Source organism: Streptomyces sp. NPDC111520 (assembly GCF_055635295.1).
Genome location: NZ_JBVKBW010000006.1, coordinates 288,011 through 308,128, shown reverse-complemented (window position 1 = coordinate 308,128; position 20,118 = coordinate 288,011). Strand labels below are relative to the sequence as shown.

Sequence of the window (20,118 nt, the reverse complement as noted above, 5' to 3'; positions counted from 1 at the left end):
CTCGTCGGCCATGACAGTTAATCTCGAGGTCGACGAGGGTGTCGGCACCATCCGCCTGGACCGCCCCCCGATGAACGCCCTGGACGTCGCGACCCAGGACCGGCTCCGCGAGGTGGCGGAGGAGGCGTCCCGGCGCGAGGACGTACGGGCCGTCGTGATCTGGGGCGGCGAGAAGGTGTTCGCAGCGGGCGCGGACATCAAGGAGATGCAGGTCATGGACTACGAGGCCATGGCCGTGCGGGCCCGCGCACTGCAGGACTCCTTCACGGCGGTCGCCCGGATCCCCAAGCCGGTGGTGGCCGCCGTGACCGGTTACGCCCTCGGCGGCGGCTGCGAACTCGCGCTCTGCGCCGACATCCGGATCGCCGCGGAGGACGCCAGGCTCGGCCAGCCCGAGATCCTGCTCGGCCTCATCCCCGGCGCGGGCGGCACGCAGCGGCTGTCGCGCCTGGTGGGCCCCGCCAAGGCGAAGGACCTCATCTTCACCGGCCGCATGGTCAAGGCCGACGAGGCGCTCACCATCGGCCTGGTGGACAAGGTGGTCCCGGCCGCGGAGGTGTACGCGGCGGCCCGCGCCTGGGCCGAGCGGCTGGCCCGCGGGCCGGCCCTGGCGCTGCGCGCCGCCAAGGAGGCGGTGGACGCCGGTCTGGAGACCGATCTGGAGACCGGCCTGACCATCGAACGGAACCTGTTCGCAGGGCTGTTCGCCACCGAGGACCGTACGACGGGCATGCGCAGCTTCGTCGAGGAGGGTCCCGGCAAGGCGAAGTTCCGCTAGATCCAACCCGGTTGAGTGACAGCCGGCACCCGTCGGGTCGCCTTAAGCCGACCTTAAGAGGACCTTAAGGCGACCTGCGCCGAATTCACCGGCCGTTCCTCTCCGACGCCCTCTTCGTGCAGGTGGGAGGGGTCGTGTGAGATCCATCATTGCCCTTGACATATGCCGGTGCGGCAACTCGGAATGACGCGTTCCGCCCCGTCAATTCCCCCGATCCGCCCCGAACCCCCGTCGCGTACGGCCATCATGAGAGCATGGCGGGGCAGCAGGGAGCATCTGAGCAGCCGCAACGGGTGACGATCCCGGCGGCGGGGTGGCCGCCCACGGCGGTCGACGATCTGGCGGCGACGTCCCTCGATCTGTTGGGGAATCCCTCCGTGGACGAGGTGCGGCTCTCCTCGCGCCCGGAGTCCGCGGCCACGGCGCGCCGGCTCGCCCGGTCGGTGCTGCGGCTGTGGGGCCTGCCCCAGTTCGACGACGTCGTGGAGTTACTCGTCTCCGAACTCGTGGGCAATGCCGTGCGTCACACGGGGGCCCGCACGTTCGGTCTGCGCATGCTGCGCCGCCGCGGCTGGATCCGGGTGGAGGTGCGCGACCCCTCCCGGGCGCTGCCCTGCCTGATGCCGGTCCGCGAGATGGACGTGAGCGGGCGGGGGCTCTTCCTGGTCGACAAGCTCGCCGACCGCTGGGGCGTCGATCTGCTTCCGCGCGGAAAGACCACCTGGTTCGAAATGCGGGTCATGGACCGCTGAACGGCAAATGAACAGCTAACCTGCGTTTGCAAGGTCAGTGTCCCACCTCACTCCCACATCGTGAGGTTTCGGCTGCGATGTCTCGTATAGTTGTGAAGCAACGGCCCCCATGACCCGGGCTCGGCCGTCCCAAGGCGTCGTGGATCACACCCCCTGGCTCCACGGCGAATCGAGAGGCCCCAGCAGCGTCGCACAAGGACGCGCAGGGGCCTCTTTCGCTTTCCGGCGGGACACGCCGACAAGGGTGACCATTCCGGCGACCGGGCGATATGGGGGTGATCGTGGGCATATGATCGCACTGCGCATGCTGCGCCGGCTCTGCGCCGCCGCCCTTCCGCTGGGGGTGCTCGCACTCCCCGTCTGCACGGCCGCCGCGGCCGTCGACCCGGGTCTTCCACGCGACCCGGCCGTCCCCGAATGGTGCCCCGTCGTCCCCGACCGGCTCTACGCCGCCGCGGACCCCGGAGTGGACCTCGACCGGATCAGGCCCGACGAACCGGCCTGGCGCTCCAACTGCAACGCCCTCTTCCGAGGCGACGACCGCCCGCCGGAGTCCGTGTTCAAGGACGGGTTCCGCCCCGAGGACGTGGGCGACGGTGAGTACGACCTGCAGGCCTACGCCCGGCGGGAGCAGCCCTCGCCGTTCGTGGCCACCACCTACGACCGTTCGACCCTCGCACAGCACACGACCGCCTACCACTACTACATCGACGCCCCCGGAGGCATCGAGCTCGACGAGACCCTCGGCACCCGGGAACTGCGTTCGGCGCGCACGGGCGTGGTCTTCCCCGGGGGTGTCGCCCGGCAGTTCATCGTGAAGGCCTGCCCGGTGGACAAGGCCACCAAGGCCGAACTCACGGCCCGGTGCGTGCCCAACCCGGCGTACTCGCCGTGGCGCGGCTGGCCCGCCCCCGACTGGACGGGCGTCAAGGAGCCCGCCGCACCGCCCGCCCAGCCACCCGCCGCACGGCCGCCCGCCGCGCAGCCGTCCGCGCCCCCGGCCGCGCGGCCGGGTACGCAACCGGGCGGCCGTCCGTCCGCGCCGCCGGCCGTCCAGCAGGGCACTCCACCGGCCGCACGGCCGTCCGCGCCGCCGGCTGCCCGGCCGGGTACGTCACCGGCCGGCCGGCCCGCGGCACCGCCCGCCGTCCAGCAGGGCATGCCTCCGGCCGCCCAGCAGGGGGCGCCCCGGACCCCGGCGGAGGGCGGAGGCGGGGGCGGGGGCGGCCCGGTGGGCTGACCCGCTTGCGGCGCCTCCTTCGCCCCGGGTGCGGCGACCGGTTCCGGCCGGTCACCGCACCCGGGGCCAAGGCCGTTGTCCTCGCGGGTCGTTCTGTCCCGGCCCCGGCCCCGGCCCCTGCCCCAAGGGGCCGGCCCGGTCGCGGGGGTGCCCGGGGAGCGGGGGTGCCCGTGAAAGCCGACGGCGGCCACCAGCGCTCCGGGGAGCGTGGTGACCGCCGTTCGTCCTGTGCGGCGGCGCGGCCCTCAGCCGAGCCGCAGCACCGTGGTGAGCACCTCGGTCAGCGTCGCCGCGGGGTCCTCCACGGCGTCACGGCTCCGCCATGCCACGAAACCGTCCGGGCGGACCAGGATCGCGCCGCTCGGCGTCATGCCGTGCACCGCCGTCCAGTCCGTGCCCGCCTCGGGCACCAGGTCGGCCTGCGTGGACTCGCCGAGCCGGTACGACTCCAGCGGCACCCCGAGGCGCTCCGCGACCGCGCGGGCCGCGTCCTGCCAGGCCGTGCCTTTCGGCCCGTCGCCGGTGAGCAGCACCATGGAGCGCTCGTACAGGTCCAGCGTGGAGCGGCGCTCGCCCTCCCGGGTGGTCACCCACACGTGCGGCGAACGGCCGCCGGGCTCGGCGACCGGCCGGAAGTCCTCGGGGACGACGGGCCGTCCGGGGTCCGCGCCGAGGAAGGCGCCCTCCGGGTAGCGGTAGCCCAGCGCGACCACCAGCACGCCCTTCTGGGGGCCGCCGCCGGCCGGCGGCGCGTAGCCCGGGTGGGCGTGCTCGGCGGAACGGGCGGAGGCCCGCTCGCCGGTGGCCACGGCGACCGGGCGGCGCTCCGCCTCGTACGTCTCCAGCAGCCCCGGCCCGGCCCAGCCGCCGGTCACCGCGGCGAGCTTCCACGCCAGGTTGTGGGCGTCCTGGATACCGGTGTTGGAGCCGAAGGCGCCGGTGGGGGACATCTCGTGGCACGAGTCGCCGGCCAGCAGCACCCGCCCGCGCCCGTAGGAGTCCGCGACCCGCTCCGCGGCCCGCCAGGGGGCCCGGCCGGTGATCTCGACCTCCAGGTCCGGCACGCCGACCGCGGTGCGGATGTGGGCGGCCAGCCGCTGGTCGGTGAAGTCCTCCGGGGTCTCGCCGCGCTCGGGGTGCCAGGGCGCGTGGAAGACCCAGTTCTCCTCGTTGTCGACGGGCAGCAGCACACCGTCGGCGTCCGGATTGGTCAGGTAGCACGCGATGAAGTAGCGGTCGCCCACCGCGTCGGCCAGCCGCTTGGCGCGGAAGGTGGCGCTGATGTTGGCGAAGAGGTCGCCGCGGCCGGAGTGCCCGATGCCCAGGGCGCCCCGCACGGGGCTGCGCGGGCCGTCGGCCGCGACCAGGTAGTCGGTCCTGACGGTGCTTCGTTCGCCGGTCTCCCGGTCCATCAGCTCGCAGGTGACGCCGTCGTCGTCCTGGGTGAACGACAGCAACTCGGTGCTGAAGCGCAGGTCGCCGCCGAGCGTGCGGGCGTAGTCCAGGAGCACCGGCTCCAGGTCGTTCTGGCTGCACAGGCACCAGCCGCTGGGGCTGATCCCGGACAGCCGCCCGCCCGGGTCGATCTCCCGGAACAGCCACTCCGCGTTGTCCGAGGTCAGCGATTCGGCCTGCAGGATGCCGTGGTTGTCGGCGAGTACGGAGGCGGCCCGCCGGATCAGCGGCTCCGCCCCGGCCGTACGGAACAGCTCCATGGTCCGCAGGTTGTTGCCGCGGCCACGGGGGTGGATGGAGGTACCCGGGTGCTTCTCGACGAGGACGTGCCGGACGCCGAGCCGGCCCAGGAAAACCGAGCTGGAGAGCCCGACGAGGGAGCCCCCCACGATGAGGACCGGAACCCGGTCTTCGGCCTGTGGAGTCATAGCTCCCTTGATGCCCGATTACCGGGGGTATTTTCGCCCGTCACCCAATTGGATCACATATCTCGCACCGGTTGGGCCACCACAGCACGATCGTTGGACGACGGACCTCGGGGGTTGCTCGCTCTCGGAAGAGGTGGAATATGCCGGCCCAGGCCGAAAAGGTCTCGCAGTCCGCGCTCGATGGCAATCGCCTGCGCGTCGTCCTCATGCTTGAAGTCGAGGACGGCGCCGAGCAGCGGTTTCTTGATGCGTATGACCAGATGTGCCGCCGTGTCGCTGCCGTGCCCGGACACGTCAGCGACCAGCTTTGCCAGTCGATCGAAAATCCCTCGCAATGGCTGATCACCAGTGAGTGGGACAGTGCCCTGCACTTCCTCGCCTGGGTGGACAGCCCGACCCATCTGGAGATGGTGCAGCCGATGCACGGCTGCGTGAAGGACACCCGCTCGCTCCGCTTCGGGGTGCTGCGGGAGACCCGTACCTCCTACGAGTCCGGTCGCATGCAGACCGTGCCGCGGGTCGGGGACGGGATCATCCGCCACGCCATCACCTTCACCGTGAAGCCCGGCAGCGAGCAGAAGGTGGCGGACATCCTGTCCGGCTACACCTCGCCGCAGGCCGTGGTCGACGAGAACACGCGGCTGCGCCGCACCTCGCTGTTCATGCACGGCAACCGTGTCGTGCGCGCCGTGGAGGTGGAGGGGGACCTGGCCAGGGCACTGCGCCACGTCGCCCGCCAGCCCGAGGTACGGGCGGTCGAGGAAGCCATCAACCCCTACCTGGAGGTGGACCGGGACCTCAACGACCCGGGCTCGGCACGGGAGTTCTTCGCCCGCGCCGCGCTCCCGGCCGTGCACCACGTCGCCATGGGCGCCGACCGGCCGGAGGGCCTGAGCCGGCACGCCCTGATCTACCCGGCCAAGGCGGGTTCCGGCCCGGCGGTCGCCAAGATGCTCGCCCAGCAGGACGAGGAGGCCGTGGACGTCCCCAAGGGGCCGCTCGCGCGCAGCACCGTCTACCTCCGCGAGGACATCGTGGTGCGGCTGGTGGACCTGCGGGTCCCCGTCGAGGAGGCGCCGCTGGTCGCCGTGGGCGCCGCCGGCAAGCACAAGGCCGGCGTCCTCGCCCGGCTGCTCGACCTCGGTCCCGACTGGGACCTCGGGGACGAGCAGGGCCTGAAGCGGTTCCTCGTCGAGTGCGACATGCGCATGGTCACCGACCGCAGCGCGACCACGTCCTGACCCGTCGAGCCATTGGCAGCCGGCAGGTACCGGCCGGTCCGGGGTGCGCCCCGGACCGGCCCCCGCCGGAGGAGGCAAGCTATGGATGATCTTCTGACCAACGAACGGAACGTCCCGTTCACGCCGACCGTCGTGAACCTGGCGGACACCCCGCACAACCGCCGCCGCGGCGGCGACCTGCGGGCGATGCTCACCCCGACCACGTGCGGCGCCACCAGCGGCTTCATGGGCGTGGCGCTCGTGGAACCCGGTGACCGGATCGGCGAGCACTACCACCCGTACTCCGAGGAGTTCGTGTACGTGGTCTGCGGCGCGCTGGAGGTGGACCTCGACGGCGAGCCCCACGTGCTCCGCCCGGAGCAGGGGCTGATGATCCCGCCCTACGTCCGCCACCGCTTCCGCAACGTGGGCGACACCGAGGCCCGGCTCGTCTTCCACCTCGGTCCGCTCGCGCCCCGCCCGGAGCTGGGCCACGTGGACACCGAGGTCACCGAGCAGACCGAGGACGCGGCGTCATGACCCGCCGGGTGGCGGTCACCGGGGCCGGTGTCGTCGCCCCCGGCGGTGTCGGGGTCCCCGCTTTCTGGGAACTGCTCACCGCCGGCCGGACGGCGACCCGCGGGATCACGCTCTTCGACCCGACGGGCTTCCGGTCCCGCATCGCCGCAGAGGTCGACTTCGACGCGGCGGCCTGCGGGCTCGGCCCGCAGGACGTGGAACGCGCCGACCGGTACGTCCAGTTCGCGCTCGTCGCGGCCGCCGAGGCGGTCCGCGACGCCGGGCTGGAACTGGACGAGGAGGACCCCTGGCGGGTCGGGGTCTCCCTCGGCACCGCCGTCGGAGGCACCACCCGGCTGGAACACGACTACATACGAGTCAGCGAACACGGCGCCCGCTGGGACGTCGACCACCGGCAGGCGGGGGCGCACCTGCACCGGGCGTTCGCGCCCAGCGCGCTCGCCTCGGAGATAGCCGAACGGCACGGCGCCCGCGGCCCCGTGCAGACCGTCTCCACGGGCTGCACCTCCGGCCTCGACGCCGTGGGCTACGCGTTCCAGACCATCGAGGAGGGACGCGCCGACATCGTCATCGCCGGTGCGTCCGACTCCCCGATCTCACCCATCACGGTGGCCTGCTTCGACGCCATCAAGGCCACCTCCCCCAACAACGACGACCCGGCGCACGCCTCCCGGCCCTTCGACGCCCGTCGCGACGGCTTCGTCATGGGCGAGGGCGGCGCCGTGCTCATCCTGGAGGAACTGGAGCACGCCAAGGCCCGCGGGGCCCGGATCTACTGCGAGATCGGGGGCTACGCCACGTTCGGCAACGCCTACCACATGACCGGGCTCACCACCGACGGCCTGGAGATGTCCGAGGCCATCGACCAGGCCCTGGACCACGCCAGGATCGACCCGGGCGACGTCGACTACGTCAACGCACACGGCTCGGGCACCAAGCAGAACGACCGCCACGAGACCGCGGCGGTCAAGCGCTCGCTGGGCGCGCACGCCTACTCCACGCCCATGAGCTCCATCAAGTCCATGGTCGGCCACTCCCTGGGTGCGATCGGCGCCATCGAACTGGCCGCCTGCACCCTGGCCCTCGCCCACGGCGTGGTGCCGCCGACCGCCAACTACGAGACCCCGGACCCGGAGTGCGACCTGGACTACGTCCCGCGCACCGCCCGTGAGCTGAAGCTGCGCACCGTGCTGTCCGTCGGCAGCGGGTTCGGCGGCTTCCAGTCCGCGGTGGTCCTCAACCGACCGGAGGGGAGCCAGCGATGAACACGCAAGCGGTGGTCACCGGCATCGGCGTCGTCGCACCGAACGGCATCGGAGCCGACGCCTTCTGGAAGGCGACCAGGGAAGGTGTCGCCGTCCTCGACGCGGTCAGCCGCGAGGGCTGCCGGGACCTGCCGCTTCGCGTCGCGGGAGAGGTCCGCGGCTTTGACGTGTCCGCGGTCGTCGAGGACCGCTACACGGTGCAGACCGACCGGTTCACCCACTTCGCGATGGCGGCCGCCGACCAGGCACTCGCCGACTCCGGACTGCGCTTCGACGAGGAGGCCCCCTTCGACATCGGAGTGGTGACCGCGGCCTGTTCGGGCGGCGGCGAGTTCGGGCAGCGCGAGCTGCAGCACCTGTGGGGCAAGGGGCCGCGCTTCGTCGGCCCGTACCAGTCCATCGCGTGGTTCTACGCCGCGAGCACCGGCCAGATCTCGATCCGCGGCGGCTTCAAGGGCCCCTGCGGTGTGGTCGCCAGCGACGAGGCCGGAGGTCTCGACGCCATCGCCCACGCCTGCCGCAACATCACCCGTGGCAACGGCACCCGGGCCGTCGTCGTCGGCGCCGCCGAGGCGCCGCTGGCGCCGTACTCGGGTGTCTGCCAGCTCGGATACGAAGAACTCAGCCTGGAGGAGGACCCCGGACGGGCCTATCTGCCCTTCACCCGGCACGCCCGCGGCTTCGCCCCCGCCGAGGGCGGCGCGATGCTCGTGGTCGAGGACCCGGCGCACGCCGCCGGCCGCGGGGCCGAGGTACAGGCCGTCATCGCGGGGCACGGCGCCACCTTCACCGGTGCCTCGCGCTGGGCGGAGTCCCGGGAGGGACTGGCCCGGGCCGTCCGCGACGCCCTCGCGGAGGCCGGGTGCGCCCCGGGGGACATCGATGTCGTCTTCGCCGACGCGCTCGGTACCCCGGAGGCGGACCGCGCCGAGGCACAGGCGCTGGCCGACGTGTTCGGCAAGCGCGCTCCCAGCATCCCCGTGACGGCTCCCAAGACCGGCACCGGCCGCGCCTACTGCGGCGCCCCGGTGCTCGACGTGGCCGCCGCCGTGTTCGCCCTGCGGCACGGAGTCGTGCCCCCCACCCCCAACATCACCGACATCTGCCTCGACCTCGACCTGGTCACCGGCCGGCCCCGGCCGGCGGAACTGCGGACCGCGCTGGTGCTCAGCCGCGGCCTGATGGGTTCCAACTCGGCCCTGGTCGTCCGGACATGACGCAGGCGCAGTGAAGGAGAGCTCTTCCATGAGCAAGGAACTGACCTACGGCGAACTCGCCGCCCTGATGAAGTCCAATGCCGGGATCACCGTCGACGCCGGCCTCCTCGACGGCCACCCGGAGACTCCTTTCGCCGAGTACGGACTGGACTCGCTCGGCCTGCTCGGCATCGTCGGCGCCCTGGAGAACGACCGGGGCATCCCGATCGCCGGCGACGCCGACTCGTGCAAGACCCCCGGCGCCTTCATGGACGTCGTCAACAACTCACTCAAGGCAGGAGTCTGACCATGCCCGGCCACACCGAGAACGAGATCACCATCCCCGCCCCCATGGACGTCGTCTGGGACGTCACCAACGACGTGGAGGGCTGGCCGGACCTGTTCAGCGAGTACGCCTCCGTGGACATCGTGGAGCGCGAGGGCGACCGGGTCGTCTTCCGGCTCACCATGCACCCCGACGAGCACGGCCAGGTCTGGAGCTGGGTCTCCGAGCGGGTCGCCGACCGTGCCACCCGCACGGTGCGCGCGCACCGGGTCGAGACCGGCCCCTTCCAGTACATGGACATCCACTGGGCGTACGAGGAGGTCCCCGGCGGCACCCGGATGCGCTGGACCCAGGACTTCGCCATGAAGCCCGGCGCCCCCCTCGACGACGAGGCGATGACCGACCGCATCAACGACAACTCCAAGATCCAACTGGAGCTGATCCGCGAGCGGATCGTGCAGCGCCACGGCGGCGCGGCATGAAGACCTACCGCAGCCTGATCGTGGCCAGGATGAAGCCCGGCGCCGATGAGCAGGTGGCGCAGGTCTTCGCCGAGTCGGACCGGGGCGAACTGCCCGGTCTGATCGGGGTCACCGGACGCAGCCTGTTCCAGTTCGGCGACGTCTACCTGCACCTGGTCGAGGCCGACCGGCCGCCCGGCCCGGAGGTCGGCAGGTACAAGGACCACCCGGCGTTCCAGGACATCAGCCGGCAGCTGTCGTCCTTCATCTCCGCGTACGACCCCGAGACCTGGCGCGAGCCCAAGGACGCCATGGCCCGGGAGTTCTACCGCTGGGAGCGCAGTGGCTGACGAGGCCACCGCCGAGCCGGACTGGGTGCGCTGCGAGCGCTGTGCCGCGCTCGTCTACGGCAAGCGCTACACCCGTACGTTGCGCGTCTGCCCCGAGTGCGGCGCGCACGGCCGGCTCACGGCCCGGCAGCGTCTGGACCAGCTGCTGGACCCCGGCTCCCGCAAGCCGCTCGCCGCGGAGCGCGGCGAGCGGCCGGCGGAGCCCGACCCGCTGGGCTTCACCGACACCCGCCCGTACGCCGAGCGGCTGCGCGAGGCCCGGGCGGCGACCGGGATGGACGAGGCCGTGGTCTGCGTGCACGGCACGATCGAGGACCAGCCGGTCGTCGTCGCCGCGATGGACTTCCGCTTCCTCGGCGGCAGCCTCGGCCTCGGGGTCGGTTCGCAGATCACCCGGGCCGCCCGGACCAGTCTGCGACGGCGCGTCCCCCTGCTGCTCGTGACCGCCTCAGGCGGCGCCCGCATGCAGGAGGGCGCCCTGTCGCTGATGCAGATGGCCAGGACCGCCCAGGCGCTCGCCGAACTCGACGAGGCGGGCGTCCTGGTGGTGTCCCTGGTGACCGACCCCACCTACGGCGGCGTCGCCGCCTCCTACGCGACCCTCGCCGACGTCATCCTCGCCGAGCCCGGCGCCCGGCTGGGCTTCGCCGGGCCGCGCGTCATCCAGCAGACCACCGGCCGGCGCCTCCCCGAGGGCTTCCAGACGGCGGAGTTCCTCCTCTCGCGCGGCCTCATCGACGACGTCGTCCCCCGCGCGGCCCTCCGCCCGACGCTGGCCCGGCTGCTGCGGCTGCGCTCCGGGGACGGCGTCCCGCGGGCGGGGGCACGCCGCCGGGCCGAGCAGCCACGGCCGGCGACCGTGCCGTGCGGACCGGCCGTCCGCGTCGTCCGTACGGCGGACGAACTGCCCGAGCGGGACGCCTGGGAGGCGGTCCGCCTGGCCCGGCACCCGCTGCGGCCCACGGCCGCCGACTACGCGACCCATCTGCTCCAGGACTTCCACGAACTGCACGGCGACCGGCTGACCGCCGACTGCCCGGCCGTCATCGGGGGGCCCGGACTGCTGCACGGCAGCCCCGTCATGCTGATCGGCCACCACAAGGGCGGCCCCGGGCTGGAGGAGCGCCGGCGGCGGCACTTCGGCATGGCCACCCCGGCCGGCTACCGGAAGGCGGCACGCCTGATGCGGACCGCCGCCAAGCTGGGCATGCCGGTGGTGACCCTCATCGACACCCCGGGTGCCGACCCGGGCCCGGAGGCGGAGAGCGGCGGCCAGGCCCTCGCCATCGCCGAGAACCTGCGCCTGATGGCCCGGCTGCCCGTACCGGTCGTCGCGGTGATCACCGGCGAGGGCGGCAGCGGCGGGGCGCTGGCGTTCGCCGTCGCCGACCGGGTCCTGGTCAGCGCCAACGGCATCTACTCCGTGATCAGCCCCGAGGGCTGCGCCGCGATCCTGTGGAAGGACCCCGGCGCCGCCCCTGCCGCGGCGGCCGCGCTGCGGCTGCACGCCCGCGATCTGCTCCGGCTGGGCATCGTCGACGGCGTGGTCCCCGAGCCGCCCGACGGCGCCCACGGGGACCACGCCCACGCGGCCGCCCTCGTCGGCGGCGCGCTCTCGGCCGCCCTGGACGAACTGCGTCCCCGGCCCCCCGACCGGCTGCTGGCCGAGCGCCGCGACCGGTTCCACCGTTTCGGCCGACTGGAGGAGGAGGCAGCACCGTGACACTCCACGGCGACGACAGGACGGCCCGCCCCCCGGGCTCGGGCAAGAGCCTCAACGGATCGTCACCCGGCGGCGCGGCGGCCGCGCTCCCGGCGCTGGAGGCGGTCTGCCGCAGCGCCACCGAGCTGGCCCGCTCGATGCCGGTCCCGCCGCGGCGGATCAGGCTGCGGCACGGGCAGACGGCGGTCGAGATCGAGTGGCCGGAGCCACGGGCACAGGACCCCGCGCACACTCGGGCGTCCGTCCCGGCCGCCGAGGCCGCCGCGGTACCGGCGACCGCCGCCGGACGTCCGCGGGGCGCCGGCGCACCGGAGGCGCAAGAGGCGCACGGAGCGCGTGATTCCACATCACTTCACTACGTATGCGCCCCCACCGTGGGCACCTTCTACCACGCTCCCGACCCCGGCGAGCGCCCCTGCGTGTCCGTCGGCGACCTCGTCCGCCCCGGCCAGCCCGTGGGCGTCCTGGAGGTCATGAAGATGATGAGCGTCGTCGAGGCGGACGCGGCCGGCCGGGTCGTGGAGGTCGTCGTCCCCGACGGGCAGCCCGTCGAGTTCCAGCAGCCGCTGATCGCACTGGAGCCCGTACCGGTGGGGGAGTGAGGCCCGTGTTCTCCACCGTCCTGGTCGCCAACCGCGGCGAGATCGCCCTGCGGGTCGCCCGCGCCTGCCGGGAACTGGGCATCCGGACGGTCGCGGTGTACTCCACCGCCGACCGCGACTCGGCCGTCGTCCGCTTCGCCGACGAGGCCGTGCACATCGGGCCGCCCCCGGCGAGGGCGAGCTACCTCAACATCCCCGCCGTCGTCGAGGCCGCCCGCCGCACCGGCGCGCAGGCCGTCCACCCCGGTTACGGATTCCTCTCCGAGGACCCCGACTTCGCCGAGGTCTGCGAGGCCAACGGCCTCACCTTCATCGGGCCCTCCCCCGAGGTGCTCTCCCGGCTGGGCGACAAGGCCGCCTGCCGCGCGCTGATGGCCGAGGCGGGACTGCCCGTGCTGCCCGGCAGCGCCGGCCCGCTGGCCGGGACCGCCGACGCGAAGGAGGCGGCGCAGCGGACCGGTTACCCGGTCATCCTCAAGGCCGTCGCAGGTGGCGGGGGACGCGGCATGGCCGTGGTCACCGACCCGGACCGGCTGCTCGACACCTACCGGCGCACCGCGGCGCACGCCCGGTCGGTCTTCGGCGACGACCGGCTCTACCTGGAGCGCTTCGTCGAGCGGGCCCGCCACGTGGAGGTGCAGGTGCTCTGCGACCGGCACGGCGCGGTCGTCCATCTCGGCGAGCGCGACTGCTCGGTGCAGCGGCACCACCAGAAGCTGGTCGAGGAGACCCCCGCCCCGGACCTTCCGGCGCGCCTGAGGTCGGCGATGTGCGACGCCGCCGTGCGCGGCGCCCGGGCGGTCGGCTTCACGGGCGTGGGCACCTTCGAGTTCGTGCTCACCCCGGAGCGCGACTTCCACCTGATGGAGGTCAACTGCCGGCTCCAGGTGGAGCACCCGGTCACCGAGATGGTCACCGGGATCGACCTGGTCCGGGAGCAGATCCTGGTCGCCGCAGGGCACCCGCTGACCCTGCGCCAGGAGGACGTCGTGCACCGCGGGGTCGCCGTGGAGTGCCGGGTCAACGCCGAGGACCCCGCGCGGGACTTCGCGCCGACCCCGGGCCTGCTCACCGGGTTCGAGGTGCCCGGCGGGCCCTTCGTACGGGTGGACACCCACGCCTTCCCCGGCTGGCGGATCGGCCCGGACTACGACTCGCTGCTCGCCAAGGCCGTCGTCTGGGCGCCGGACCGGGACCGGGCGCTGGCCCGGATGGACCGCGTCCTGGAGGAACTGCGGGTGCGCGGCGAGGGTGTGTGCACCACGGCCGGCTTCCTGCGGAAGGTGCTGGCCCGCCCGGAGTTCCGGGCGGGCCGGCACACCACCGGTCTGGTGGCGGAGATGACCGGCTAGCGGGTCACTTCGTCCGGCCGACCGTGCTGTGCAGGGCGTGCAGGTAGGCGTTGACGGGGGCCACCTCGGCCACCTGCAGCCCGGCCTCCGTCATCAGCTTCACCATGCTGTCCCGCGTGTGCTTCTGGCCGCCGACGTTCAGCAGCAGGAGCAGGTCCATGGCGGTCGTGAAGCGCATGGACGGCGTGTCGTCGATGAGGTTCTCGATGACGATCACCCTCGCGCCGGCGCCACCCGCCGCGACGACGTTGCGCAGCGTCCGCCGCGTGCTGTCGTCGTCCCACTCCAGGATGTTCTTGATGATGTACATGTCGGCGGCCACCGGGATGTCCACCCGGCAGTCCCCGGGCACCAGCCGGGCGCGCGCGGCCAGCGGACCGCCCTCGCGCAGCCGCGGGTCGGCGCCGGCGACGACCTTCGGCAGGTCCAGCAGCGTGCCCTGCAGGTCGGGGTGCTTCTCCAGCAGCGCGGCCAGCACGTGCCCCTGGCCGCCGCCGATGTCGGCGACCGAGCTGACGCCCGACAGGTCGAGCAGCTCCGCGATGTCCTCGGCGGACTGCCGGCTGGAAGCGGTCATGGCGCGGTCGAAGACCCGGGCGCTGTCCCGGGCGTCGTCGTGCAGGTACTGGAAGAACTCCTTGCCGAAGACCTCCGGGAAGACGTTGCGGCCGCCGCGCACCGCCTCGTCCAGCCGCGGCCAGACCTCCCACGTCCACGGCTCGGTGCACCACAGCGCGATGTAGTGCAGGGTGTTCGGGCTGTCCTTGCGGAGCATCCGGGACATCTCGGTGTGGGCGAAGCGGCCGTCGGCCTGCTCCTCGAAGACCCCGTACGAGGCCAGGGCGAGCAGCAGCCGGCGCAGCTGGCGCGGCGCCGTGCCGACCATGGCCGCGAGCTCGTCGACGGGCGACGGGTCCTTGCCGAGCGCGTCCGGTACGCCGAGTTTGACCGCGGCCCGTACGGCGGCGGCGCAGGCGGCGCCGAAGACGAGCTCGCGCAGCCGCATCGCCGGCGGCGTCGCGGCCTCGGCGGCCGCCGTGTTCGCGGTGCCGTCCGCGCTGGTGGTTTCTGTCAAGGTCATTCCTCGCACAACCCCTTCGGTTCGGAGACGCGGCACGTGTTGTCACGGAGGACATTCGCGGTGCCCTGGTCACGGTCGGCCAGGTCGGCCGGGCTGTTGCCCAGGGCCGTGTTGCCCCGGACGGTGTTGCCGGTGTCGGGGGCGCCCACCACGCTGCGGAAGAGGACGATGCCGCCGGACATCGGTGAGGTGCCGTGGTTGTCCACGACCCGGTTGCGGACCACCAGGGTCCGCTCCGCCCCCGTCAGCACGATCCCGGCGCCCTGGATGAACGGGAGCCGGGCGTCGGAGGGGCAGTACTTGTTGTTCGCCGCCACGAGGTTGTCGGAGACGGTCAGGGCCCCGGCGCGCGGCGTGCCCTCGTCCCCCACGACGAAGACGCCGCCGCAGTTGGCGGTGATGTGGTTGTCGACGACCCCCAGGTTGCGCACCCGGCGCAGCACGACCCCGATCCGGTTGCCCGTCAGCTCGTTGCCGCTGACGCGGCTGCGCCGGGTGTCCAGCGCGCCGCCCTCCCCGTCCGCGGTGTTGGCCAGGAAGATCCCCGACTCGCCGTTCTGCCGGGAGACGTTGTCGCGCAGCAGCGTGCGCACCGAGTGCTGGACACCGATCCCCTGGCGCCCGTTGTGCTCGGCGGTCACGTCACTGACCTCCAGGCCCTCGGTCCAGGAGGCGTCGACCCCGTTCTTGCGGAAGCCGGAGACCGACAGCGACAGCAGCCGGACGCCGCCCAGGCCGCTCTGCTCCGTTCCGGTGACGCACAGCCCGCTGCCCGCCCGGCCGCAGGCGTTCGCGCCGGGCCCCGCGCCCGGGGTGAGGACGGTGTCCGTGCCGTGGCCGACCAGCGTCAGCCGCGGCTTGGTCACGTCGACGCTGCCCGGGTAGGTCCCGGGGAGGATCCTGATGACGTCGCCGGGCCGGGCCCGGTCCACCGCGGCCTGGACGGACTCCCCGGGCCGGACGACCAGTGTGCCGCCGGTTGACGCGGCCTCGGCCGGGAGGAACGCGCACAGCCCCAGCACACTGACGACCGCGGCCGCGGCGGCCGCGTGGGGCCGACGAAGTGTCATGACTGCCGTACCTGCTTTCCGGGTGACGTCCCGAGTCACCCGAAATCTGACGCTATGAGTGGTTCTGTCGGATCGCCACTCTGCCGGGGCATCAGAGGCGGCAGCGGGCGGCGGGCCGCACGGGCACCACCACCCGGTGACCGAGCACCCCCGCGTCCACCGTTCCGTCGGCCGCCGCGTACCAGCGCCAATGGACGCCCGGGACATGGCCGACCGTCAGGACCGTCCAGCCGCCGCCCTTCGGGCCCGCCAGCCCCGCCAGCAGGCGGGCCTCCTCGGCCTCCGGCCGGTGCAGCAGCACGATCAGCCCGGCCGCGGCCTGCGGCGTCCCCGCCCCGCGCAGCGCGGGGATCTGACGGAGGGTCCGGACCCTGAGCACCGCGGGCGGCCCGGGCAGGTCACGGGCACCGGGACCCACGGCGACCACCACGGTGCGGGAGGCGGGCGCCGCCTCCAACACCCCGTCCACCAGGGCGAGCACGGCGTCCCGCGCGACGGCGGGATCCCCGAGCACACTGAGGACGCCGCCGATCCGCGCGAGGTTCACCAGCACCTGGCCCCGGCCGACCGCGCCGAGCCTGGTCAGTTGGGGGAGCGGCCCCGGCCCGGCGGCGGGACCCTCGCCCGGCACGAGACCCGTGCGCTCCCAGCGGGTCGGCGTCAGCGCCGTCCACGGCGTCGGGGCCGGCCCGCACGCCGAGACCGTGGCCAGCACCCGGCCTGGCTCGGCGAGCACGCCCCGTACCCGGACCGGGCTGTCGGGCCGTCCCGCCAGGGCCAGTTCGCGCAGCGCGTGCCGGACCAGCAGCGGGGTACGGGTGTCCGCGGCGAGCCGCCGTCCGAGCGCCGCCCGCCGGTGCCGCCGTGCCGCCCGCAGCAGCGGACGCCGCCCCGCGGCGAGACCGGCCAGCAGCACCACCGCCCCGATCCCCGCGGCCGTCGCGCCCTGGGGCGGCGCACCCGCCGCCACATCACGGGACGGCCGGGAGGCGGCGGACCCCGGTCCCTCCGGTGCCGGCCGTACGGGGGCGGCGGGCGCGGCGGGGGAGCGGTCCGCGGCGGCGCCGGGGGACGGGGCGACGGCGAACAGCACGGCGGCCGCCGCCAGCAGACGGACCGTCCTTTTCGCGGGGCTGTACCGCATCGTTCGTCTCCTCCTGTGGACCGGCCCGGGCGGGCGGGGCGTGTGACCAGACACGGCCCGTGCCGCCCGGCGGTTCAATCACGGCCCGCGCGGTGTGAGGCGGCTCACCTGAACCCGGCCCGGACGGGGGCCGTGTCTGCGTCGAGGCACCGCGGCACGGTCGGTGGGCGGACGGAGTGGGCGGATGGCGGCAATGCGGCCCCGTACCCGGCAGAGCCGGGGCACGAGCGACGAGGCGCTCGTCAGGGCGCTCTACGAGGAACACGGCAGGGCCCTGCTCGCGTACGCGACCCGCCTCACCGGCGACCGTGCCGCGGCCGAGGACGTCGTCCAGGAGACCCTGATCCGGGCCTGGCGCCATCCCGACGCCCTGCTCAACGGCAAGGGCTCGGTGCGGGGTTGGCTGCTCACCGTGGCGCGCAACATCATCACCGACCGGTACCGGGCCAGGGCCGCCCGCCCCACCGAGGTCGCCGCGTCGACGGCGGCGCCACCGGTGGAGCGTGACCACGCGGAGGCGGTGGTGGACGCCGTGGTCGTCACGGAGGCACTGGAGCGGCTCTCCGCGGACCACCGCGACGTGCTCTACGTCCTCTACTTCCGCGGGCAGAGCGTCGCCGAGGCGGCCAGGACCCTGGGCATCCCGCCGGGAACGGTCAAGTCCCGGTCGCACTACGCGCTCAAGGCGCTGCGCGACTTCTGCCGCCACCGGCCCGTCGAGATGGGGGAGGTCGCCGCATGAGCGCGCCGGAGCGACACGGAGGGGAGGCGCTCACCGCCCGCGTCCTGGGCGCGCTGAACGAGGAGGAGGTCCGCGCCGTGGACGAGCACGCCGGGTCCTGCGAGTCCTGCCGGACCGAACTCGGCGAGCTGCGCGCCATGGCGCGGGCCCTCGGCGGCATCCCGCCGGAGACCTTCCTCGACGGCCCGCCCGAGGGCGGTGACCTGCTGCTGCAGCGGACGTTGCGTCAGGTGCGCGCCGAGCGGGCGGGCGCACGGCGCCGCCGGCGGGCGGCCGTCGCGGTCGCGGCCGTGGTGGCGGCGGCCGCGCTCCTCCAGGGCGGTGTGCTCGTCGGGGAGCACCGTTCCGCACGTGCGTCCCTGCCGCCGGCCGCGGCCTCGCCCCCCGGTCCCTTCCGTACCGCCTCGGCCGCCGACCCGTCCACCGGCGCCCGCTTGGCCGTACGGCTCACCCCGGCCACCGCCTGGGTGCGGGTGCACGCCCGGGTCGGCGGCATCCCGCCGGGGGAGCGCTGCCTGCTGGTGGTGGTGGCCCGGGACGGCGCCCGGACGATCGCCGGGAGCTGGGTGGTGTCCCCGGACGGGGAGGGCCGCGGCGTCAGCCTCGACGGTTCCGCGGCGGTGGCCCCCGGCGAGGTCGCCGCGGTCGTCGTGCAGACGGCCGAGGGCAGGGCGTACGTGTCGGCCAGGCTCTGACCGCCCCGGGGGCCGGACGCGGCCCCGGCCCCCCGACTCCGGCTCGGGCGGGGGTCTTCGTGGGTCGCCGGGTCGTGTGGTGAGGGCGGTCCGATCACTTCCGGGGCAGCGCGTGCGGGTTGAGGTGCGCCAGCATGCGCTGCAGGTCGGCCCGGACGCGTGCCTGCTCCTGGGCGTCGAAGGGGGAGAGGGCCTCCTCCTCGGCGGGGGCGATGGCCTGCTCGGCGCGGACCGCCAGCTCCTTGCCCTGCGGGGTGACGCTGATCTCGATGATCCGGCCGTGCGTCGGATGGGCTCGCCGCTCCACCAGTCCGCGCTCGGTCAGCCCCTGGACGGCGGTGCCCATGGACTGCGGTGTGACCCCGCAGCGGCGCGCCAGTTCGGCGCTCGACATGGCCCCGTAGGTGCTCAGTTGCATGAGGGTGCTGAACTGCGCCTGGGTCAGTCGGAGCGGGCGCATCGCCTGCTCGATGCGGATCGCGTAGGCCTGCGAGAGCTGCCAGATCAGATAGCCGATGTGCTCGCGGGGTTCGCGCAGGGGCATGCCGGGCGCCTTCCTTTTGTCTGTTAACTTATATAAGTCAGCTTACATTACAGGAGGGATCCTCCCTGGTGGACACCGTGATCATCACCGATGTGCAGCCCCCCGCGGACGAGCCTCCGTCGCACCACCGCCACCGGCACCGGCACGTCCCGGGACCGCAGACCGACGCACCGCCCGCCCGGGCGGGACTCACCGGCCCCAAGGCCGTGATCACCCCGGTGATCACGGTGCTCGTCGTCGGGCTCTCCTTTGTGAGCGTCTTCCTGGCCGCCTTCCACACGCCCACGGCGCACCGGCTGCCGGTGGCCGTCGTCGCCTCGGACCACTCGGCGGCCCTGTTCGACGTCCGCCTCCAGCGCATCGCGCCCGAGGCCTTCCAGGTCGACCGGTATCCCGACGCGGCCTCCGCCCGGCACGCCGTGGAGCACCGGGAGGCCTACGCGGCCTATCTGTCCGAGGGCGGCAAGCCCAAGGTCGTCTATGCCGGCGCGAACGGCCCGGCGGTGTCCGCTCTGCTCACCCCCCTGGCGTCCGTTCCGCACGGCGAGAGCCACAAGATCCCCGTGGTCGACATCCTGCCGCTCTCGTCCGGTGACAGCAGAGGGCTGTCGGTCTTCTACGCCTCCTTCGGGCTGATCCTGGCAGGTTTCCTGTTCGGCCAGCTCACCTACCAGGTCGCACCACGGCTCTCCTTCAACCAGCGCGTCCTGAGCATCGGTCTCTTCGCCGTCGTCGGCGGCCTGGCCACCACTCTCATCGCCAGTACGGCCTTCGGCGCGATACCCGGTTCCTTCTTCGGGATCTTCGGCGTCGTCACCCTCATGGCCGGCGCGGTGGCCGCCGCCACCGTCGCGCTCATCCGCGTCTTCGGCCCGGCCGGGGTGCTCCTGGGCTCCATCTTCATGCTCATCATCGGGAACGCCACCAGTGGCGGCGTCCTCCCGCCGTACTTCCTCCCGGGCTGGCTGGAGCCACTGACCTCCGTCATGCCGGCCGGTGTGGGCGTCCGCGCCATGGACGGAGTCGCCTACTTCCACCACGACGGCCTGACCCGCGGGATCGTCATCCTCTGCAGCTGGATCGTGGCGAGCGTCGGCACCATGTTCCTGCTCGACCGCATCGCGGCGACCTCGGGGATCGTGCACGCGGCCACCCGCTGACGGGAACCGGCTGCTCCCGGGGGCGCAGCCGGCC

21 protein-coding genes are annotated in these 20,118 nt (G+C 73.6%); 16 read left to right on the top strand and 5 right to left on the bottom strand.

Annotated features, from left to right (window positions below; genetic code table 11):
• Positions 1-10 precede the first annotated feature (10 nt).
• From ACZ7MY_RS16345 to ACZ7MY_RS16335, 3 genes are all read left to right on the top strand, one after another.
• Positions 11-778 (top strand): enoyl-CoA hydratase/isomerase family protein, encoded by a 768-nt coding sequence (locus ACZ7MY_RS16345; RefSeq protein ID WP_499602377.1) that lies wholly within the window; start codon positions 11-13, stop codon positions 776-778.
• 254 nt (positions 779-1,032) lie between these two features.
• Entirely contained in the window at positions 1,033-1,530 is a 498-nt protein-coding gene (locus tag ACZ7MY_RS16340) for an ATP-binding protein (protein WP_499602375.1), read from the top strand.
• Between the two features lie 289 nt (positions 1,531-1,819).
• On the top strand, positions 1,820-2,770 hold the full coding sequence (locus tag ACZ7MY_RS16335; protein ID WP_499602374.1) for a scabin-related ADP-ribosyltransferase: 951 nt from the start codon (positions 1,820-1,822) through the stop codon (positions 2,768-2,770).
• 245 nt (positions 2,771-3,015) lie between these two features.
• Here the strand turns inward: ACZ7MY_RS16335 and ACZ7MY_RS16330 are convergent, their stop codons facing one another.
• Positions 3,016-4,653, bottom strand: a complete 1,638-nt coding sequence (locus ACZ7MY_RS16330) for an FAD-dependent oxidoreductase (RefSeq protein WP_499602372.1) — start codon at positions 4,651-4,653, stop codon at positions 3,016-3,018.
• Between the two features lie 140 nt (positions 4,654-4,793).
• Here ACZ7MY_RS16330 and ACZ7MY_RS16325 point away from each other — a divergent pair, with 140 nt between their 5' ends.
• The 10 genes from ACZ7MY_RS16325 (at position 4,794) to ACZ7MY_RS16280 (ending at position 13,648) form a co-directional block, all read left to right on the top strand.
• Positions 4,794-5,894, top strand: a complete 1,101-nt coding sequence (locus ACZ7MY_RS16325) for a SchA/CurD-like domain-containing protein (protein ID WP_499602371.1) — start codon at positions 4,794-4,796, stop codon at positions 5,892-5,894.
• Between the two features lie 186 nt (positions 5,895-6,080).
• Positions 6,081-6,413 carry a cupin domain-containing protein gene (locus ACZ7MY_RS16320; protein WP_499602747.1) on the top strand — a complete coding sequence of 111 codons (333 nt, stop codon included), beginning with the start codon at positions 6,081-6,083 and terminating at the stop codon, positions 6,411-6,413.
• Positions 6,410-7,678, top strand: a complete 1,269-nt coding sequence (locus ACZ7MY_RS16315) for a beta-ketoacyl-[acyl-carrier-protein] synthase family protein (RefSeq protein WP_499602370.1) — start codon at positions 6,410-6,412, stop codon at positions 7,676-7,678. The genes ACZ7MY_RS16320 and ACZ7MY_RS16315 overlap by 4 nt, the downstream gene beginning before the upstream one ends.
• Complete coding sequence (locus ACZ7MY_RS16310; RefSeq protein WP_499602369.1) at positions 7,675-8,895, top strand: ketosynthase chain-length factor; 1,221 nt, start codon at positions 7,675-7,677, stop codon at positions 8,893-8,895. The genes ACZ7MY_RS16315 and ACZ7MY_RS16310 overlap by 4 nt, the downstream gene beginning before the upstream one ends.
• Positions 8,896-8,923: 28 nt before the next feature.
• Positions 8,924-9,181 (top strand): acyl carrier protein, encoded by a 258-nt coding sequence (locus tag ACZ7MY_RS16305; protein WP_499602367.1) that lies wholly within the window; start codon positions 8,924-8,926, stop codon positions 9,179-9,181.
• Positions 9,182-9,183: 2 nt separating this feature from the next.
• Positions 9,184-9,642: an SRPBCC family protein gene (locus ACZ7MY_RS16300; RefSeq protein WP_499602365.1), complete on the top strand. Its 459-nt coding sequence runs from the start codon at positions 9,184-9,186 to the stop codon at positions 9,640-9,642.
• Positions 9,639-9,971 (top strand): TcmI family type II polyketide cyclase, encoded by a 333-nt coding sequence (locus tag ACZ7MY_RS16295; protein ID WP_499602363.1) that lies wholly within the window; start codon positions 9,639-9,641, stop codon positions 9,969-9,971. Before ACZ7MY_RS16300 ends, ACZ7MY_RS16295 begins: the two co-directional genes overlap by 4 nt.
• Positions 9,964-11,694 (top strand): carboxyltransferase subunit alpha, encoded by a 1,731-nt coding sequence (accA, locus tag ACZ7MY_RS16290; RefSeq protein ID WP_499602361.1) that lies wholly within the window; start codon positions 9,964-9,966, stop codon positions 11,692-11,694. Before ACZ7MY_RS16295 ends, accA begins: the two co-directional genes overlap by 8 nt.
• Positions 11,691-12,296, top strand: a complete 606-nt coding sequence (locus ACZ7MY_RS16285) for an acetyl-CoA carboxylase biotin carboxyl carrier protein (protein WP_499602359.1) — start codon at positions 11,691-11,693, stop codon at positions 12,294-12,296. The genes accA and ACZ7MY_RS16285 overlap by 4 nt, the downstream gene beginning before the upstream one ends.
• Positions 12,297-12,301: 5 nt before the next feature.
• The gene (locus ACZ7MY_RS16280; RefSeq protein WP_499602358.1) at positions 12,302-13,648 is read left to right on the top strand and encodes an acetyl-CoA carboxylase biotin carboxylase subunit; all 1,347 of its coding nucleotides are present in this window, start codon (positions 12,302-12,304) and stop codon (positions 13,646-13,648) included.
• 4 nt (positions 13,649-13,652) lie between these two features.
• On the opposite strand, the gene ACZ7MY_RS16275 is transcribed toward ACZ7MY_RS16280, so the two are convergent.
• From ACZ7MY_RS16275 to ACZ7MY_RS16265, 3 genes are all read right to left on the bottom strand, one after another.
• Entirely contained in the window at positions 13,653-14,729 is a 1,077-nt protein-coding gene (locus ACZ7MY_RS16275; protein ID WP_499602357.1) for a methyltransferase, read from the bottom strand.
• Positions 14,726-15,799 carry a right-handed parallel beta-helix repeat-containing protein gene (locus ACZ7MY_RS16270; protein WP_499602356.1) on the bottom strand — a complete coding sequence of 358 codons (1,074 nt, stop codon included), beginning with the start codon at positions 15,797-15,799 and terminating at the stop codon, positions 14,726-14,728. Before ACZ7MY_RS16270 ends, ACZ7MY_RS16275 begins: the two co-directional genes overlap by 4 nt.
• Before the next feature lie 91 nt (positions 15,800-15,890).
• A complete protein-coding gene (locus ACZ7MY_RS16265) occupies positions 15,891-16,943 on the bottom strand; it encodes a hypothetical protein (RefSeq protein ID WP_499602354.1) in 1,053 nt (350 codons plus the stop codon).
• A gap of 184 nt (positions 16,944-17,127) precedes the next feature.
• Between ACZ7MY_RS16265 and ACZ7MY_RS16260 the strand changes: the two genes are divergently transcribed.
• Together ACZ7MY_RS16260 and ACZ7MY_RS16255 are read left to right on the top strand one after the other, a co-directional pair.
• The gene (locus tag ACZ7MY_RS16260; RefSeq protein WP_499602352.1) at positions 17,128-17,685 is read left to right on the top strand and encodes a sigma-70 family RNA polymerase sigma factor; all 558 of its coding nucleotides are present in this window, start codon (positions 17,128-17,130) and stop codon (positions 17,683-17,685) included.
• A complete protein-coding gene (locus ACZ7MY_RS16255; protein ID WP_499602351.1) occupies positions 17,682-18,380 on the top strand; it encodes a zf-HC2 domain-containing protein in 699 nt (232 codons plus the stop codon). Before ACZ7MY_RS16260 ends, ACZ7MY_RS16255 begins: the two co-directional genes overlap by 4 nt.
• A gap of 94 nt (positions 18,381-18,474) precedes the next feature.
• Here ACZ7MY_RS16255 and ACZ7MY_RS16250 read toward each other — a convergent pair whose 3' ends face one another.
• Positions 18,475-18,924: a MarR family winged helix-turn-helix transcriptional regulator gene (locus tag ACZ7MY_RS16250; protein WP_499602350.1), complete on the bottom strand. Its 450-nt coding sequence runs from the start codon at positions 18,922-18,924 to the stop codon at positions 18,475-18,477.
• Positions 18,925-18,992: 68 nt separating this feature from the next.
• Between ACZ7MY_RS16250 and ACZ7MY_RS16245 the strand changes: the two genes are divergently transcribed.
• Positions 18,993-20,084 (top strand): YhgE/Pip domain-containing protein, encoded by a 1,092-nt coding sequence (locus tag ACZ7MY_RS16245; RefSeq protein ID WP_499602348.1) that lies wholly within the window; start codon positions 18,993-18,995, stop codon positions 20,082-20,084.
• The last annotated feature ends 34 nt before the right edge of the window (positions 20,085-20,118 follow it).